This window comes from Acinetobacter chinensis (genome assembly GCF_002165375.2).
Taxonomy (GTDB): Bacteria; Pseudomonadota; Gammaproteobacteria; order Pseudomonadales; family Moraxellaceae; genus Acinetobacter; species Acinetobacter chinensis.
Window position 1 is genome coordinate 1,926,927 of sequence record NZ_CP032134.1, and the last position, 16,055, is coordinate 1,942,981.

Annotated in this window: 14 protein-coding genes and 1 other RNA gene; 5 read left to right on the forward strand and 10 right to left on the reverse strand. The window is 42.6% G+C overall.

The window, feature by feature from the left end:
• Positions 1–35 precede the first annotated feature (35 nt).
• The 3 genes from CDG60_RS10145 to CDG60_RS10155 form a co-directional block, all read right to left on the reverse strand.
• Positions 36–2,705, reverse strand: coding sequence for a M66 family metalloprotease (locus CDG60_RS10145; RefSeq protein WP_087512406.1), 2,670 nt, complete (start codon positions 2,703–2,705; stop codon positions 36–38).
• Between the two features lie 363 nt (positions 2,706–3,068).
• The gene (locus CDG60_RS10150; protein WP_087512256.1) at positions 3,069–3,803 is read right to left on the reverse strand and encodes a histidine phosphatase family protein; all 735 of its coding nucleotides are present in this window, start codon (positions 3,801–3,803) and stop codon (positions 3,069–3,071) included.
• Positions 3,804–3,858: 55 nt separating this feature from the next.
• A complete protein-coding gene (locus CDG60_RS10155; protein ID WP_087512257.1) occupies positions 3,859–4,710 on the reverse strand; it encodes a 3'(2'),5'-bisphosphate nucleotidase CysQ family protein in 852 nt (283 codons plus the stop codon).
• An 11-nt stretch (positions 4,711–4,721) separates the two neighbouring features.
• Here CDG60_RS10155 and CDG60_RS10160 point away from each other — a divergent pair, with 11 nt between their 5' ends.
• The 4 genes from CDG60_RS10160 (at position 4,722) to CDG60_RS10175 (ending at position 7,842) form a co-directional block, all read left to right on the forward strand.
• On the forward strand, positions 4,722–5,408 hold the full coding sequence (locus CDG60_RS10160; protein ID WP_087512258.1) for an HAD-IA family hydrolase: 687 nt from the start codon (positions 4,722–4,724) through the stop codon (positions 5,406–5,408).
• Positions 5,401–5,826: an Hsp15 family ribosome-associated heat shock protein gene (gene hslR, locus CDG60_RS10165; protein WP_087512259.1), complete on the forward strand. Its 426-nt coding sequence runs from the start codon at positions 5,401–5,403 to the stop codon at positions 5,824–5,826. The genes CDG60_RS10160 and hslR overlap by 8 nt, the downstream gene beginning before the upstream one ends.
• 145 nt (positions 5,827–5,971) lie before the next feature.
• Entirely contained in the window at positions 5,972–7,018 is a 1,047-nt protein-coding gene (gene recA, locus CDG60_RS10170) for a recombinase RecA (protein ID WP_087512260.1), read from the forward strand.
• 194 nt (positions 7,019–7,212) lie between these two features.
• Complete coding sequence (locus CDG60_RS10175; protein ID WP_087512261.1) at positions 7,213–7,842, forward strand: regulatory protein RecX; 630 nt, start codon at positions 7,213–7,215, stop codon at positions 7,840–7,842.
• Positions 7,843–7,914: 72 nt separating this feature from the next.
• Here CDG60_RS10175 and ffs read toward each other — a convergent pair.
• An RNA gene (gene ffs / locus CDG60_RS10180) (signal recognition particle sRNA small type) lies at positions 7,915–8,011 on the reverse strand.
• Between the two features lie 287 nt (positions 8,012–8,298).
• On the opposite strand from ffs, the gene CDG60_RS10185 reads away from it, so the two are divergent.
• Complete coding sequence (locus CDG60_RS10185) at positions 8,299–9,177, forward strand: tetratricopeptide repeat protein (RefSeq protein ID WP_087512262.1); 879 nt, start codon at positions 8,299–8,301, stop codon at positions 9,175–9,177.
• A gap of 66 nt (positions 9,178–9,243) precedes the next feature.
• Here the strand turns inward: CDG60_RS10185 and lpxA are convergent, their stop codons facing one another.
• Genes lpxA through rseP form a run of 6 tightly spaced genes read right to left on the reverse strand, consistent with a single transcriptional unit; the run spans position 9,244 to position 16,054 of the window.
• Positions 9,244–10,032 carry an acyl-ACP--UDP-N-acetylglucosamine O-acyltransferase gene (gene lpxA, locus CDG60_RS10190; RefSeq protein ID WP_087512263.1) on the reverse strand — a complete coding sequence of 263 codons (789 nt, stop codon included), beginning with the start codon at positions 10,030–10,032 and terminating at the stop codon, positions 9,244–9,246.
• Positions 10,029–10,514, reverse strand: coding sequence for a 3-hydroxyacyl-ACP dehydratase FabZ (fabZ, locus tag CDG60_RS10195; protein ID WP_171405497.1), 486 nt, complete (start codon positions 10,512–10,514; stop codon positions 10,029–10,031). The genes lpxA and fabZ overlap by 4 nt, the downstream gene beginning before the upstream one ends.
• Before the next feature lie 7 nt (positions 10,515–10,521).
• Positions 10,522–11,595, reverse strand: coding sequence for a UDP-3-O-(3-hydroxymyristoyl)glucosamine N-acyltransferase (gene lpxD / locus CDG60_RS10200; protein WP_087512265.1), 1,074 nt, complete (start codon positions 11,593–11,595; stop codon positions 10,522–10,524).
• Positions 11,596–11,598: 3 nt separating this feature from the next.
• Positions 11,599–12,096, reverse strand: a complete 498-nt coding sequence (locus CDG60_RS10205) for an OmpH/Skp family outer membrane protein (protein ID WP_087512266.1) — start codon at positions 12,094–12,096, stop codon at positions 11,599–11,601.
• Between the two features lie 44 nt (positions 12,097–12,140).
• Positions 12,141–14,660: an outer membrane protein assembly factor BamA gene (gene bamA, locus CDG60_RS10210; RefSeq protein ID WP_087512267.1), complete on the reverse strand. Its 2,520-nt coding sequence runs from the start codon at positions 14,658–14,660 to the stop codon at positions 12,141–12,143.
• Positions 14,661–14,698: 38 nt separating this feature from the next.
• Positions 14,699–16,054, reverse strand: coding sequence for an RIP metalloprotease RseP (gene rseP / locus CDG60_RS10215; RefSeq protein ID WP_087512268.1), 1,356 nt, complete (start codon positions 16,052–16,054; stop codon positions 14,699–14,701).
• Between the last annotated feature and the right edge of the window lies 1 nt (position 16,055).

Here is a 16,055-nt window from a genome sequence, read left to right on the forward strand (position 1 = left end):
CCGAAGGAGCTTATTCATCATGATCATTTACACATTTACTGACTGACTTCAGGTGTCATCAGACGAGTGATCAGTCCAAGATTTTCAGCTTTTGACAATCCAAGAATCAGACTCTGATTCTGCTCCATTATTGTCCATTTCTGGTTTGCACCATTGGTACATCCATAACGGATCAGACGGGCACGGTTTTCTTTCAGATTACCACCTTCAAGATCAAAACACTGATTTGCCTGTCTGATTGTTCCAGTTGCTTCATGCATACTCCAGAGCTGATTTGCCTGATTGCTCTGACAGGTAGCCATACTGATAACATTACCACCACCCGTTGTCAGGCACTGATCCAACGCGGCACGGTTATGAATCTTACCGTCAATATCGTAAATCCACTGCTCAGTTTCATCATTGCTGCAACCACTTGCACCGCTGATATAAGCATTCAGCTGACCATTTGCCAGAGTTTCAGTTTTCAGACAGTTTGTTCTGTTCTTGATACTGGTCACTCCTTGCAGAGGTTTTTCCTGATCCAGCCTCAATACTGTCAGAAAATTTTTAAAAGCTGCTTTAGCCTCAGGCACATCAGATGTCAGATCAGCACGATAAGCATCCACCCAACGGTTTAAACGGTGCATGGTACTTGTCTGCTGGACGTAACGGTCAAACACAGCCTGTGCTGCAGCTGAAAGCTCTGATTTATACGCAGAATACGAATCCATCCAGAGTCGTGCATCTGTTCCCAGGTGAATCACAGATTTATCAGCATTTTCAAGCAATGCCTGTTCCAGCAGTGGTAGTTCAATCTTTCTCAGCGCACTGTAACCCGCTTCACGACCAATTTTCACATAAGCAGGCAGAGCCGCTAAAACAGGAATATCAATCTGTGACAGTTTCACGGCATCAGCTCCTGCTTTCTGACAGAACAGCTCTACGTGTTGTGGCTGATCACTCTGTGCAAGATTGATATGGAATTTATTGGCTTTACTGTTGGCTGCCAGCTGAGCCGGTGCAAGTGCAATATTTTTTACACCATTTGCAAACTGCACACTTAACCAACAGTTGGCTGTACCAGTAGACAATACAGGTGCAGGCAGATTAAAGACATTCCCCCAGTTACCACGTGCAGCAGGATAAATAATACCGCTCTGGTTCTCTACATCGTAACCACCCAGAATGGTATAAACTGGCACACCAAACATGGCAGGTTTCAGATAGTTGCCATCTGCACTGTTATACCAGACCCCACTTGATTTAGGCACTTTAGGCTGAATGACTTCCATTTTTCTGGTCGTCTCATTCCATTTTTTATAGCCCGTAGGAGATTTTTCATCCCAGACATGGCGTGCATTGAAGTGCGGCTGAATCTTCCAGCGGGTGCTGTAACCCGTGTAGTGGGTATAACGGGAAATCGAACTCGAAGAATATCCACCCGACATCGCATCTTTACCATACGGATACAGGTTCTGGAAGTTAGGAATACCATTACTTCCATCTCCAAGGTTTTTATTGCCCCAGTCCAGGTTGCCCCGCATTTTGTTACGGTAAGCGATATAACCCCATCCGCTGTCTGCATGATGCGCCGCCCAGAACATGTTGTTTCCGACAGAACCAGGATAATGCCCCAGCCCATAATGATGCCCGATTTCATGACTGAACTCATTTCCAACAGAGTCAATAATGGTCAGCATACCATTACCACCACTCAGACCATGATTTGCTTCACCATTGGCATATTTACCACGTGCATGATGCACAACAACGCTCTGAGTCAACTGTGGCTGTTCCTGACTTGCCATGGATGAAGATGTCACGCCCCAGTTCGCAAGATTGGTTCCCACACTGAAGGTTGATTTTGCAGTATTTTCCCGCATATCCCCTTCATAATAACCACCGTTTGATGCACTGACAGAATCATAAATTGTGCCACTGGCAATCATAACCCGATCAAGTTTCATATCATCATATTTAGTGACAATCATCTGTGCAGCAGGAATTGTCTGAAAATAATCCGTTCCCGCTTTTTCAGGCTCAAGCAACATATAATGACCGCTTGATTTAGGTGGATCGGTCAAAAGACCTAAACGGATGTTCTGCAGTACCAGTTCACCCGGTGCTGCAAAATCAATACCTTCAGCCGTAATCTCACCACGTTTACCTGAGTCCGGCTGAACAATCTGAATACTCAGACCAGGCACAACCTCATCCCACTTCAATACAGCCGACCATGCTTTTTTTGAATACAGCACTTTAGGTCTGTCATCCGTATTTGCCTGATCAGACAGCGGAAGCTGAGCTGGATCATTCAATTCAACTGTCCTGAGCAAACGGCCATCCTGGTAAATTTCAGCATTTAAACGCCGAATATCTCCCATACCCTGTACAGGTGTCACCAGCAGTAACGCTTCACGTTCGCTGGTCAGACGAGGCATATTCTTATCTTCATTTCCTTTCGGATCTACAACATGCCCCTGTGCAAACTGAAGCATAGCTTCAAAATTTCCACTCAGATCATTCCGGATTTCGCGGTTCTGTCCCTCTGCATTTAAGTCATAAAAACCCAGCGTACTGCTCTCAATGCTGTCCTTTTCTGGCTCCGCATATTTTTGTACAACTCCACCTTCTGAAGCTGACTGGCTTCCGCCCCCGCCACCACAAGCCATAAGCATGGCTGATAGTGTACAAATAGTTAAATATTTATACTGAAGCTGCATCACATTTTCCAACTCAAAATTGGCACGATTCTCTAACAAAAAGAAAAATGTGCACTTATTAATCATGTTTTATCAAGCATTTAATGCTTAAGGCATGCTACACAATCAGATGTCGGAACTTCAATACTATTCACTTTTTTTTATTAAATAATTATTCATGTATATTTGATCGTTATTAAGTTTTATTAAAACAATACAACTCAGTTTACAGATCAGGAGTGGAACAGGGAGAAAGACTTAAAATTATAATTTTACATATAACACTGATCAGAACAGAATTAAGGATGGGAACTGATCTACAAAAAATATGACCAATAAAAGCAGAGATACGAACGGATTTAAACAGTTGACACCAAATCAATATCAGCCATTTTTCTGAAAATCACGGATAGACAGCTCATGTCGCTCTCCCCGCCAGATCCATTTCAGATGAGAGTCCAGAAAATCCTCGCCTTCAAACCAGACAAACAGACCTTCCATCATTTCCGGCCAGTCCTGTTGAGTGACTTCATTCCGTCCTGAAATAACCGCCAGAATTGCAGCCAGAATCGTGTCATGACTGACAGCAAGGCTTAAACCATCCGCCTGCTGTGGATGTGTCTTATAAATCAGCTCCAGTACATCTACAACTCCCGTAATCGGGTGTTTCATACCAGGCAGTGCATTATTGACAAAACTGTTGATAAACCCGAGTGCACCCTGTTTCCTGAAATATGGGCCTGCCTGCTGGATATCCAGCACAAAACTTCCTGGTTCCACCAGCAAACGCTGCTCCACAATTTCAATATGATGCGTATTGGGCTGAACAGTAATGGAATCAGCCCCTTGGATCATCAATGCTGCGGTATCCACACAGCGCTGAATTGGGCTGGAGATACAGTGCTGTACAGCACGGTCTGTATTTTCAATCAGATACGCTCCCCATGCCTGTGCAAGGTCACGTCCCTCTGAAGTTAACTGAAGATCGTAACCTGCCAGTCCCTGACCACTGACAACCTCACGAATTGAATGTCGTGTAAACAGAGTCACTGGAGTTTTAACATCAGGCAATAAATCAATCGCCTTCAGCATACTGGTCGGGAGCAGGTCTAATGCCATGATTCAGTCAGATTTCAACAAATTTATGGACACTATAGCATGTTCTCTTTTTTGCTCAATGCTTGTACTGCATCTGCGTAAGTGCCTGTAAAGCAATTTTTTTCATATTTATATTCCGATAAGCAATGAAACCATTATTCAACAAGGTATCCCGTTGATTGTACAGAAATGGACGCTGCCTGAAATCGACCAGCCCGCCACCGATCCGTTCGATCAAACACTGACCTGCACTGGTATCCCATTCACAGGTTGGATGAAATCTTGGATAAATATCCACCTGATCTTCAAGCATCATGCAGAATTTATAAGCACTGCCTGCACGTACAGTTCCAAAAGACGCTATGTTTGCCAGTTCATCCAGATAAGCTGCATATTCCTGTTTCTCCTGACTGCTGTGACTCAAGCCCACACAAAGCTCATGCTCAGTTTCAGACGACTCAAAAACACTCCATTCACCTGAGTCTGTTTTCAGCTTAAGTGGCATACCCTGTTCTGGACAGACATAGATTACAGACTGAGCCGGAACAGCGAGCAGCGCAAATACGGTATCTGCACCTCTGACCATACTCAGATTGATTGTAAATTCGGGTCTTTTGTGCAGAAATTCTTTTGTTCCATCCAGAGGGTCAAGCAACCAGAATTCTTTCCAGTTCTGCCGATGTTCAGCACTACCTTCTTCAGACAGTAATGGCAGTTCAGAAATCTGTGCCAGTGCATCCGTCAGATAACTGTTCACTCTGTAATCCGCCTGAGTTACAGGTGAATTGTCGGATTTTTTTACAACGTCAAAATCTGCGCCTGAACAATAACGCTCATATTCTTCTCGCAAAATTTCACAGGCATGTGTCACAATGGGGATCAGTTTTTGTATAAGCGCATCCTGTGGCGCTGTTGTAATTTTAAACATTGAATTCCTATATGCTGAATATGTCTGAAAAACCTACCATCATCTTTGATATGGATGGAACCTTACTCGATCTAGCTTATGATGATCAGATCTGGAATCATCTGCTTCCTGAACGCTATTCCCAGATCCATCAGTGCTCACTGGAACAGAGTAAGTCCACTCTTGCAGAATTTTATCAGGAACACAATCATACCCTGAAATGGTATTCATCCAGCTTCTGGACTTCAAAAATAGGCGTTGATGTACTGGCTCTGCAAATTGAATTTCAGCACAAAGTCGCTTTACGTGACGGTTGTCTTGAATTACTGGATTATCTGAAAGAAAACCGCTATCCCTGCTGGCTTGCGACCAATGCCGATCTGGCAGGATTAAAGTTTAAACTTGAAATCACAGGTCTGGCTCAGTATTTCGATGTGATTGTCAGCAGTGAAAGTTTTGGACATTCCAAAGAGTTTCCTGAGTTCTGGCAAAAGCTGAATACACAGCACCCTTTTAATGCTGATCAGGTGTTCTTTGTAGACGATACTGAAAAGGTTTTACAGGGCGCACAGAATTATGGCATACAGAATCTTGTCACCATTCAGCAACCATCCTCCATGGGCAATATCCGACAGCATAGCGCTTATCCTATGCTGAACCGACTGACTGACTTAATTCCACTGATTGAACAGATTGAGGGAAATAAAAAATATGCCTGAAACCGCTGCGGGTATCCGAATTGATAAATGGCTATGGGCTGCACGATTTTTTAAAACACGCTCTATTGCCAAAGCTGCAATTGAAGGCGGAAAAGTCCACCACAATGGCGATCGGGTAAAAGTTTCCAAAGAAGTCCGTATAGGCATGGAACTGACCATTCAGCAGGGTTTTGACAAAAAAACCGTGACAGTCAAAGCACTCTCCAGTGTCCGGGGTCCTGCTCCAGTCGCCCAGCTTCTTTATGAAGAAACTGAGGTCAGTATTGCACGCAGGGAATTGATTGCAACCCAGAGAAAGTTGCATAATCTAGCCCGACCTGACAATCGGCCAAGTAAAAAAGACCGTCGGGACATCAACAAGTTTAAACAGGACAATGATCACCAGTTTGACCGGTTCTGGTCATATAATGATGATTGAATCAAGCGTCATATTATGTCGCACATGATATGACTTTTATGGAACAGAAATATAAATTCTGTCACTATACTTGCCGTGGACAAGGTTTTAATTTAATACATCCACTTGAGTATACAGTTAAGTGACATCGTTTTGAGGTTGTAAGATGGATGATAACAAAAGTAAGGCGCTGAATGCTGCACTGAGCCAGATTGAAAAACAGTTTGGTAAAAACACAGTCATGCGTCTTGGTGATAATAATGTACAGGCAGTTGAAGCAGTATCCACTGGTTCACTGACTCTTGATATTGCACTGGGTATTGGCGGTCTGCCAAAAGGTCGTATTGTTGAAATCTATGGTCCTGAATCTTCAGGTAAAACCACGATGACCCTCCAGGCCATTGCTCAGTGTCAGAAAGCTGGCGGAACCTGTGCATTCATTGATGCTGAACATGCACTTGATCCACAGTATGCCCGCAAGCTGGGTGTAGATATTGATAACCTGCTGGTTTCTCAGCCTGACAATGGTGAACAGGCGCTTGAAATTGCAGACATGCTGGTGCGCTCTGGTGCGATTGACATGATTGTTGTCGACTCCGTAGCCGCATTGACACCACGTGCTGAAATCGAAGGCGAAATGGGCGATTCGCACATGGGCTTACAGGCTCGTTTAATGAGTCAGGCGCTGCGTAAAATCACCGGTAATGCTAAACGCTCAAACTGCATGGTGATCTTTATTAACCAGATCCGTATGAAAATCGGAGTCATGTTTGGCAGTCCTGAAACGACAACTGGTGGTAATGCACTGAAATTCTATGCTTCTGTACGCCTTGATATCCGCCGTGTCGGTCAGGTTAAAGAAGGTGATGAAATTGTAGGTTCTGAAACTAAAGTCAAAGTTGTTAAAAACAAAATGGCGCCTCCGTTCCGTGAAGCACTGTTCCAGATCCTGTACGGCAAAGGTGTTAACCACTTAGGCGAACTGGTGGATCTGGCTGTGGCACAGGAACTGGTTCAAAAAGCGGGTGCATGGTATTCATATAAAGGCGAAAAAATTGGTCAGGGTAAAAACAATGTGATCCGTCATCTTGAAGAAAACCCTCAGATTGTTCAGGAACTGGATAAAGCAATCCGTGAACAGCTGCTGATTACTGCAAATGCAGCACCTGCTGAAGAAAAAGACGAAGAAGAACCAGATTTTCTGGATGTCTAAGATTCAGCAATAATCAAACGCCTTTCGGGGCGTTTTTTTATCATAATACATATTCAAGCCCTTAATAGTCTGCAATAGTGAACCAGCCACACTGCATCGCCCACCATTCAGACATCTACGATGAATTCAGCTACATTCAGACGTATAAAGCATTAAACTAATCTAGTTATATTCAGGCATCTGTTCCATACATTATGAGTCACCCCAAATTTACCAAACTGATTGATTATGAAGCCCTGAAAGAACAATATGGGGAACCAGATCCATCCATCCCCCAGAAAGAACTGGAAAAAGCATCTTTAAGGCACTTTTCACAGGATCATCCCGACCCCAATGCCCTCTCATTTTCCAGTGACAACCAGAAGTCCGATCAAGGGCTGACAGGCACACGCTTACGCTCTTATGCTTTTGCCGTCCTCACACGCAGAGAATATTCCAAAGCAGATCTGATAGAAAAACTGGCAATGTACGCACAGAGCCGTGATGAAGTGATAGAACTGGTCAATGAACTTGCCAAAGAAAACTATCAGAGTGATTTACGTGTTGCAGAAATGATGCTGCGCAGTCAGGTACGTAAAGGAAAAGGACCCAACAGGATAAAACTGGCTTTACGCAGTAAAAGCCTGGATAGAACCCTGATCCAGGATGATCTGAATGAAATTGACTGGTATGAACAGGCTTATCAGTTAAAGATTAAAAAATATGGCGTGAAAGTCGAAAAAGATCAGAAGCTCAAAGCCAAGCAAATCCGTTTTTTACAATATCGAGGTTATGAAATGGATGTGATTATGAAAGCAATATCAAGAAAAGAAGATGAAGAATAAATAACAGGACTGGAAACAGAAGCTAAGAATAGATTTTGAAAGGATATTATTATTTTAAAAATATGGTGGCAACCCTACCAGCAAAGCCTCGGCACATCATAGTTCTGATACCGTTGCTACCTTCCGGTCCTGGCGGGGTTTTCAGATTACAATTGCGAAGTAACCAGCAGGGCTACCATTACAGGAACAGAGTATAGAGATTTTTTCTTAAGTTGCAAGCCTTGCACAGCACTTTTAAAGAAACAGCTATCCGTTTGATTATTTTAAAAACAATCCGTACTTTTTACACTCCTGAACACAAAATTCATATATGCAATCAAACACTTTAAAGTATGACCTGTTTTGTAAAAGCTTATTGCATTTCAATGCATGGGCGTTTTTAATGTGTTCATTCAAAGAATTTTTATCGGAACTCCGTAATATCTACAGTATCCGTTATACAGATGGGAATTTACTATGCTAAAAAAGCATGCACTTTATGCGCTCACACTTACCTGCTCTGCATCTTTATACGCCAACATCCCAATTGAGTCTCGAGGTCTGAGTCAGGGAAGCAATGAACTTTCTTCTGGCAACAGTACAGCAGTCAACAGCACTGCTCAGGTTCAGACCAATCCAACCTGGCAACTGATACAGAAAAACCAGCAGCTTGAAAATGATATCCGTGTACTTCGTGGAAAAATGGAAGAACAGGACAATGAAATAGAGAAGCTAAAAAAAGAACTGACCAATCGCTATACCGATCTGGATCAGCGACTTGAACTGCTACAACAGAAAGTAGACCCTGAAAGCGCAGCCAGCCCAGAGGAGGATAACCAACAGGATACTTCTCCCAGCACCACAGGCACCACAGGCACCACAGGCACCACAGGCACAGTAAACACAGCTGTACAACCTAAAGCTCCTGTCAGCTCCACAGTCACTCCTACCATCAATGCAGGGACCACAGTCAATGTCAGCTCACAGCTGGAACTGGAAAAAGCAGCCTATACCATTGCTTTAGATGCCTATAAGCAAGGCGGTGCAAAAAAAGCCATTGCACCTATGCAGAATTTTATTAAAAATCATCCCAACAGTGTTTATATTGGCAATGCTTATTTCTGGCTGGCAGAATTTAATCTTGCAATTGAACCGACCAATTACACTGAAGCCAAAAAGAACTTCAATATCGTTGCAAACCAGTATCCAAACTCTGCCAAAGCGTCAAATGCACTTTATCGTCTATACAGCATTGCAAAAGACGTAGATCGTGACTCTGTGCAGGCAGCCAAAGCTAAAAATAAAATTCTTGCCAACTATCCAAAATCCGAAGAAGCCAGCTATTTCAAAAAATAAATATTCTTTATTGTCCAAAAGAAAAGGCACCCTACAGGTGCCTTTTTATTAACGTATCGTTATATATTAACGTACGATACCACGACTTGAACTCTCTACAGAGTCAATCAGAAGCTGAGCTTCAGATACTGTTGGCAGTATTTCGTCACGGATTTTACTGATCGCCTGTTCGGTTGTCAGCCCAGATTTATAAATAATTCTGAATGACTCACGCAGTCCCTGGATAACATCACGGGACCACCCTTTACGGCGCATTCCTTCCACATTCATTGCATAAGCATGTGCAGGATTACCAGAAACCATCACATAAGCAGGAACGTCTTTCAGAATCAAAGAAGCTCCACCAATCATGCTGTAGGAATCAATTTTACAGAACTGATGAATACCTGAGTTACCACCAACAATGACATAGTCACCAATGTGGACGTGACCGGCTACACCAACATTATTTGCAAAAATATTGTGATCACCCACAACACAGTCATGCGCGATATGTGTATTGACCATAAGCAGATTATGACTACCTACTTTGGTTATTCCACCATCCTGAACCGTACCACGATGCAGACTGCAATGCTCACGAATGGAGTTATGATCTCCAATTTCAAGCCAGGTCTCTTCACCCTTATATTTTAAATCCTGGCACTCTTCTCCGACACTGGCGAACTGAAAAATATCATTATGTTCACCAATTCGGGTATAACCCCCAATTACAACATGAGAGCGAAGTCGGGTACCAACCCCAATGCTGACATTTGGACCAATAATACAGTACGGTCCAATCTGAACATCAGGTGCAATTACTGCTGATGAGTCAATAATAGCTGTAGGGTGAATAAGTTCTGTATTGCTCATGCCTTCTCTATTTTCTGATGCGAAACAATAATTTCCGCTGTGGTTGCAACTACGCCATCAACTGTGGCAATACAATTATATTTGTAAATTCCACGCTTTTGCATCACAAGTTCTGCTTTTAAGACCAATTGATCGCCAGCTACAACCTGTTTTTTAAATCTGACTTTTTCAGCACCAGCAAACAGGAACAATGAACCAGGTCCTGGTTTTTCATTATTCATAATGAAACCCAGAATACCGGCAACCTGTGCAAGTGCCTCAATAATCAGAACACCAGGCATAATTGGATAGTCAGGAAAATGCCCCTGAAGAAATTCTTCATTAATGGAAACATTTTTATAACCCACAATACCATTGTCAGTTACTTCAACTACGCGATCGACCAATAAAAAAGGATAACGATGCGGTAAATATTCACGAATCGTTTGAATATGCATTGGCAGTTCTGGTTTCGTAAACACAGGAGAATTCGACTCAGTCATCATATTTCTATTTACGCAATTTAAAAGTTGATTCAAGGGACTCTATTTGAGCCTGTATATGATCAAGTTTTTTGGCAAACTGGGTCAATGGCACATCTGCTAATTGTTTGAAGCGTATCGCAGCCCGCTTCCACTGAGCAGTTTCCAGCATTGGTGTACCAGAAGAATAACTTCCAGCTTCAGAAATACTTTTTGTGACCATTGACATACCGGTAACAGTTACATTATCAGCAATATTAATGTGCCCTACAACACCTACAGCACCAGCAAAGACACAGTTTTTGCCAATGACCGTACTTCCAGCAACACCACACTTCGCAGCCATTGCTGTATTTGCCCCCACTCTGACGTTATGTGCAATTTGCACAAGGTTATCAATAATCACACCATCTTCAATAACAGTGTCATCCAGAGCACCCCGATCCACACTGCAGTTTGATCCAATCCGGACATCATTTCCAATGCGGACCGAACCCAGCTGAGCAATGCGGTTCCATTTTCCCTGATAAGGTGCGAAGCCAAAACCTTCCCCACCAATCACAGTATTTGCATGAATGCGCACGCGGTCAGCCAGAGTACACTCACCTGTCAATGTGACATGAGAATCAATAAAGCACTGCTTTCCAATTTCAACGCCATCATCCACTTTTGTATGTGAAAGAATAACTGTGTCATCTCCCACTACACAGTTTTCACCAATACAGACAAAGTGCCCAATATAAGCACTGTCAGAAATCATGGCTGATGGATGAATATATGCAGAGCTTTCAATACCGCGCTGCTCATGCTTCCGTTCAAATGTATGTGTCAGTATTGCAAAAGCAAGATACGGATTTGCAACCACAATGAAGTTCTGATGAACATCCTGCAATTGAGCCCGTAACTGCTCAGTGACAATTAAAGCGCCTGCTTTAGACGACCTTGCCAGATCCAGAAATTTATCTGCATTTACAAATGCAATATCATCTGACGATGCATTTTCCAGACTTGCAAGGCGCTTCAGTTTTAAGTCTGACTGACCAACAGGCTCGCCCTGGACCTGCTTTGCGAGTTCATCAAGACGATATTGTTTTGAAATCATGGTTTACTTAATTGCATTAACCTTTTGAATCATTTTATCAGTTAAATCATACTTAGCGTCATACGCCAGGGCAGAGTTTTTATTTAAAATAAAATCCAGTGTATTTTCTTTACGCAATTGCTCTGCAGCCTGCTTGATTCGACCATCCATCAGCTTATTGGTGCTCTGAATGGAACTCTGTACAGTCGTCTGAACACTTTGCTGAATCGTATTAAATTCTTTCATCTTAGACTGATACTGAGCAGACATTTTCTGCTTATCCGCTTCAGAAAGACTCGTACTTTGCTGTGCTTTCTGCTGCATTGCCTCAAGCTCTTTACCCAGCTGTTCAAGTTTCGTTGATTGCGGCTTTAAAGACTGCTGTAAAGCTGCATTCTGCTGTTTAAGAAAACTGCTTGATTCTACAACTTTTTCCAGATCAACCACGCCATATCCTGCTGCATGAGCACCAGAACTCAGAACACTTGCTGCGACAGCCATACTGCAAATTATTTTTTTCATGTTCAGCCCTATATTTCCATATTAAAGTCAGATGCGAACCGTACTTAGAAAGTACGGCCGATTTCAAACTGAATGCTCTTCGTATCATCACCGTCTTTATCATTCAGCGGATAAGCATAGCTGAGTGATAACGGACCAATCATCGTAATCCAGGTAAAGCCTGCACCCACACTGTAGCGCATGTTGCCAAAATCGAATCCAAAGTTATCTTTACAGTACTTTTTCGCATCGAGCAGTCGATTGGTTGGTCCACCCAGATACAGTTCACCTTTAGGTACATCACACTGTGTATCAAACACCTGCGCACCCTCAGCAAAAAGAACCGGACGGATCTGGCGTACCCAGTCCCCTTTAAACGGTAATGGCAATGCCAGTTCAGTACCAAACTGAAGCAATGCATTACCACCAACTTCTTCATAAGAAGGGTCTACGTTTTTAGTTTCATTAAAGTAAACACCAGGATATTTAGGACCCAAAGTACTGTTGTCATATCCACGTACCGATCCATAACCACCTGCATAGAAGTTTTTATAGAATGGCAGATCATTACCGTATCCCAGTTTACCATAACCACGCAGAACAAAGTCCTTACCTAAAGGTATGAAACCCTGAGCGTCATAGGTCACTTTCTGATATTCAACATCACTGCCAGGAAGTGCAATCTCGGCATTAACACGATGTGACATACCATTGGTCGGGAAAATTGGACGGTTGAGTGTATTGTATGACCAACCTAAATTCAGGTTATAGGTCAGAAAGTCACCCTTGTATTCACTGAAATAAGTATTTTCATCTACAGGGCATTTATAACCTGTAATTACATCATCTTTGTCTTTTATGGCTTCAAGATCCTGAGGACAGTAAGTTGCTGTTTTAGTCCCCTTACCATCATGCGCCATCAGATAGTCTTTTACATAAGTCGAAACGTAAGGACCTGTCGTCACTTCAGTCTGGTCAATATTCAGACCTGCACTGATGCTCTGGTTTTCATCGATTGGATAACCAAATGTGATACCACCACCCAGACTGTCTGTAACGTAGTTGTTGACGTTATAATCATCATCCAGTTTGGTTTTACGGTAGTAGACATTGTAACCACGACGAACACCATCAATCGTGAAATATGGATCCGTCACACTCAGGTTATAATAATCCTGCGTTTCAGAACGGGATAAATCAACTGAAACACTGTTCCCTGTACCCAGGAAGTTTGTCTGACTTAAGCCTGCCTGGAATGTAATACCGCCACTGGCAGAATAACCGACAGCCAGTGTACTGGTACCTGAGTGCTGTTCTTCAACATCAATGTTCAGATCCACCTGATCCGGCACGTTTGGTACACGAACAGGTTTTACATTGACCGTTTTAAAATAACCTGTGCGTTCAAGTCGAACTTTAGACAGATCAATTTTTTCATTACTCGCAAGAGCACCTTCCATCTGGCGCATTTCACGACGTAAAACTTCATCAGCAGTTTTAGTATTACCTGAGAAATTAATACGACGGACAGTAATCTGCTGACCTGGGTTGATAAAGTAGTTCAGATCAACAACTTTGGTTTCTTTATTGATTTCAGGAACGACATTCACTTCAGCATAGTAATAACCGGCATTACCATATTTTCTGAGCAGTAACTGTTTAACAGCATTGACCTGTTCCTGAGAATAAGTTGCGCCATCCTTATAAATCTGCAGAACTTTCAGGTCTTCCGGCTTATATAACGCATCGCCCAGGAACTTACTTTCACCAAATTTAAACTGCTCGCCTTCATCGACAGAGACTTCAATAAAAATATTCTTTTTATCTTCACTCAAATTCAGACTTGAGTTTGAAATATTGAAATTGATATAACCTTTGTTGAGATACATCGCACGCAGTGCTTCAAGACTTGCTGCCATTTTTTCACGAGCATAGCGGTCATTACGTGAAATCACAGAGCTCCAGCTGCTTTCTTTCACAGAGAAAGCCTGTTTGATTTCACTGTCTTTAAAGACTGTATTACCAATCATGTTGATATCTACAACTTTTGCAGACTTACCTTCAATAAATTCAATCGTCAGATCAACACGGTTATTGGGTCTGGCTGTAGTGACGACTTTTACATCAGCATCATAACGACCCTGTTGCATGTACTGTTGCTCAAGTTCTGATTCAACTGTCTGTAGTGCAGACTTTTTCAGAACCTCACCTTCACTGATGCCCATTTTCTTCAAGCCATCCTGAAGTGCTTCTTTAGGAATCAGCTTATTGCCTTTAAAGTCAATTTTTGAAATTAACGGACGTTCTACAACTTTAAAAACCAGAGCTCCATTTTCATTTGAAGCTTTAATATCATCAAATAAACCTGAGGCATAAAGAGAACGGATTGCATTTGCAACCACTGGGTCATTAACACGATCACCTTTCGTTACTGGAATCATTCCATAAACATTGGCGGGTGTTAAACGCACAAGACCATCAACTTTTATATCCTGTACAATAAATTCATCTGCTGCATATACTTGTTGTACAGCTGCCATTGCACTCACGAGCGCCAGTGGCATAAATAAATGTTTGTGCTGCATGCCTGTTTTTCCGATGTTAATTTAGTCCATTACGACGCTTATAAACGCATAAAGTCATTGAATAATGCAAGGAGCATCATACTGCCAAGCAATACCATACCAATTTTCAAGCCAACCAATTGTATTTGTTCAGATACAGGTTTGCCTCGAAGAAGTTCCACAAAATAATAAACCAGATGCCCACCATCAAGCATCGGGATTGGTAATAAATTCAGAATCCCCAGACTGACACTCATCAGCGCCATAAAGGAAATAAAGGTCTGCCAGCCCATTTCCGCACTCTGACCCGCGACTTTGGCAATAGTAATTGGACCTGATAAATTTTCAAGACCGATCAATCCACGCACCATTTTCACAATCGAGTTCAGAATCATGCTGGAGATCTGACCCGTTTTTTCAACTGCTTTTATACCCGCTTCAGCAGGAGAATACTGAATCATCTGTTTGTATTCATCAGGAATAACCACTTTTCCAGGATTATTCTGCACACCAAGCATACCTGTGACATTACCCATACTGTCACGTTTGCCTTGTGGCATAACCTCAAGCTGTACCCGCTGAGAATTTCTCAGCACATCAATTTTGAGCAGTTTTTCTGGTGAAGCCTGAACAACCTGAACAACATCAAACCAGTCATTCATTTTCACACCATTAATCGCGATAATTTTATCGCCATTTTTCATCCCTTGACGGATAGCAGCACCATCCTCACTCAGCTTTGAAATCACTGCAGGAATGTGTGGGCGGTATGGTGTGAATCCCAGTACATCAAGCGTAGACTGACTCTGATCTTTCAGAAAGTTCTGAACAGGTAGATTAAAAGTCCTGATCTGCCCCTGACGCTCTGCCTGAATTTCAATTGTGCCGGTTTCACCTACCCGATCCACCAGAGCAAAGTTGAGTTTTTCCCATGTAGATACAGGAGTTCCATCAACAGCAGTAATCAGGTCTCCAGATTTCATCTGAACTGTAGCCGCAGGTGTACCAGGAATCACCTTACCCACTTTAGTGTTCAGCTGTTCCTGAGATGGCAGAAACAGTATCCAGAAAAGCAGAACAGCAAAAACCAGGTTGATTAAGGGACCTGCCGCAACAATTGCAATACGTTTCCACGGATGCTGTCTGTTAAACGCTTTAGGGCGATCCTCTTCAGACACATCACCTTCACGCTCATCCAGCATCTTCACATAACCACCCAGTGGCAATGCAGACAACTGATACTGAATACCTGATTTTTTAGATGTCCATTTCAGCAGTGTCGGACCAAACCCAATGGAATAGACCAGCACTTTAACACCCAGTTTACGCGCAACGATATAATGCCCAAACTCATGAATGGCAATCAATGGACCAAGTAAAAGTATGGCTGCGACAATAATAAACAGGGCATTCATC

Bases quoted from the DNA above. Each gene is read 5' to 3' on its own strand.
- CDG60_RS10145 (WP_087512406.1), bottom strand. From the start codon at position 2,705: ATGCAGCTTCAGTATAAATATTTAACTATTTGTACACTATCAGCCATG.
- CDG60_RS10150 (WP_087512256.1), bottom strand. From the start codon at position 3,803: ATGGCATTAGACCTGCTCCCGACCAGTATGCTGAAGGCGATTGATTTA.
- CDG60_RS10155 (WP_087512257.1), bottom strand. From the start codon at position 4,710: ATGTTTAAAATTACAACAGCGCCACAGGATGCGCTTATACAAAAACTG.
- CDG60_RS10160 (WP_087512258.1), top strand. From the start codon at position 4,722: ATGCTGAATATGTCTGAAAAACCTACCATCATCTTTGATATGGATGGA.
- hslR (WP_087512259.1), top strand. From the start codon at position 5,401: ATGCCTGAAACCGCTGCGGGTATCCGAATTGATAAATGGCTATGGGCT.
- recA (WP_087512260.1), top strand. From the start codon at position 5,972: ATGGATGATAACAAAAGTAAGGCGCTGAATGCTGCACTGAGCCAGATT.
- CDG60_RS10175 (WP_087512261.1), top strand. From the start codon at position 7,213: ATGAGTCACCCCAAATTTACCAAACTGATTGATTATGAAGCCCTGAAA.
- CDG60_RS10185 (WP_087512262.1), top strand. From the start codon at position 8,299: ATGCTAAAAAAGCATGCACTTTATGCGCTCACACTTACCTGCTCTGCA.
- lpxA (WP_087512263.1), bottom strand. From the start codon at position 10,032: ATGAGCAATACAGAACTTATTCACCCTACAGCTATTATTGACTCATCA.
- fabZ (WP_171405497.1), bottom strand. From the start codon at position 10,514: ATGACTGAGTCGAATTCTCCTGTGTTTACGAAACCAGAACTGCCAATG.
- lpxD (WP_087512265.1), bottom strand. From the start codon at position 11,595: ATGATTTCAAAACAATATCGTCTTGATGAACTCGCAAAGCAGGTCCAG.
- CDG60_RS10205 (WP_087512266.1), bottom strand. From the start codon at position 12,096: ATGAAAAAAATAATTTGCAGTATGGCTGTCGCAGCAAGTGTTCTGAGT.
- bamA (WP_087512267.1), bottom strand. From the start codon at position 14,660: ATGCAGCACAAACATTTATTTATGCCACTGGCGCTCGTGAGTGCAATG.
- rseP (WP_087512268.1), bottom strand. From the start codon at position 16,054: ATGAATGCCCTGTTTATTATTGTCGCAGCCATACTTTTACTTGGTCCA.